Source organism: Pseudomonas sp. KCJK9058, from assembly GCF_046230975.1.
In the GTDB taxonomy this organism is placed as follows: Bacteria; Pseudomonadota; Gammaproteobacteria; order Pseudomonadales; family Pseudomonadaceae; genus Aquipseudomonas; species Aquipseudomonas alloputida.
In genome coordinates this window covers 1-1,487 of record NZ_JBJJLR010000103.1, presented here as the reverse complement: position 1 = coordinate 1,487, position 1,487 = coordinate 1, and the positions used below count along the sequence as shown (strand labels likewise).

Sequence of the window (1,487 nt, the reverse complement as noted above, 5' to 3'; positions counted from 1 at the left end):
TTCTTCGAGCAAGCGGGAGAATTCGTCGTACTTGAATTGCAGGCGGTTACCGTCCGGCAAGGTCAGGCCAACCTACCGCTCATCATAAATATATATTTTCTCTTCACCACGCAAAGTGAATAAGCCCACAAGATCCCCTTCCTCGAAAACGGGATATATCTTAATACCTGGCAAGCTATTAGACGAAAACGTTAGAATTTCCTGAAGACGCCCTTGATTCCAGTCGTAACCTAACGTCCAAAATTCCGAGTCAAAATCAACCCTGCAAGCTTTACGTACTTCTCCTTGCTCTTTATCAATTACCTTGAGCCACAAACGTTCGCCGTGACGATTCATCTTAATTGAATAATCTCGCCTGTCATCATAGAAAAAATATTCAAACCCATGAATTTCACCCTTTGCATTGTAGATATCTACCTTCTGCAACCGCCCATCCACGTAATAATATTTGTTTATATTTTTTTTACTTGTAGGTTCCTTTGCAGTCAGCCTGCTTGGCTTTACACCTGACATCTCTAATTCATAAGGAATAAATGAAATTCCGACTCCTTTCGACCACTTAATATTCGAGGCTTCGGCACAATCAGGATCAAAATCCAAAACAAAGGAAGAATCCTCAGCCTTCTTGACAACCTCATCTTTAAAGCGCTTCAAATCTTCTACCAGCATAGTTCTACCTTATCGTTTTAAATGAAATACCATCAAACAGCGACTGCTTAATCTCGGAAAGTGCGCTGAGAAATTCCTCTCGACCATTAGCTACGGAAAGCTTATCAAAGACATATTGCTTATAGGCTTTGCCGTGCACACCCGCACCTTTGTGAGGGGTGGCAGTTGTACCTGGAACCCTTGCAGACTCGGTATTGGGCAGCCAAATCCCATTACGCTTATCATTTATATCAATGTCCAATTCATCCATCTTTTTCCGGAGTGCAATCATCCTCGCATCTTTCGAGTTGGACATCACAATATGATGCGCATCATACTGACCTCCCCCCTGTGGACTTATCCCGAGTTCTTTTCGAAGAAGCTTGGCATCTGAGTTGCACGACAGACCTAGTTCATCGATCCACCCTATAGGGCTAGGTGCATATTGATATAAATTATCTCCACCTGCTAGACCGATGGGGTCTTGTGTCAGAAATCTCCCGATTTCAGGGACATAGAATCGGAACGTGTTGTAGTGCAGCCCCGTTTCGGCATCAAAGTACTGACCTTGGAAGCGTAGGTTCTGCTCCACCTCATTGACCGCTAGCTGCTCTATCTCACCCCACGAGCGATATGTCGCCTGCCAGACAATCTCACCCTCGCTATCGGTCAGCTCCAGCGGGGTTCCAATCTGGTCCGTATGGAAGTAATAGACCTTCTGCCCTTCCCCTTCAACCTGATCAACCCGCGCCAACGGCGCATAGCTACCCGGCTCGTACAGGTACAAGATGCTCTGCCCTGGCGTTTCCTCCCGCAGCATCCTTAGCCCTTGCCAGAGA

At 46.1% G+C, this 1,487-nt stretch carries 2 protein-coding genes; both read right to left on the bottom strand.

What is annotated here, in order from left to right; all coding sequences use genetic code 11:
• Positions 1–72: 72 nt before the first annotated feature.
• Positions 73–669 (bottom strand): hypothetical protein, encoded by a 597-nt coding sequence (locus tag ACK59Z_RS25750; RefSeq protein WP_004577237.1) that lies wholly within the window; start codon positions 667–669, stop codon positions 73–75.
• 4 nt (positions 670–673) lie between these two features.
• Positions 674–1,487: RHS repeat-associated core domain-containing protein (locus ACK59Z_RS25745; protein WP_409293976.1), on the bottom strand; the 814-nt coding region annotated here is incomplete at its 5' end.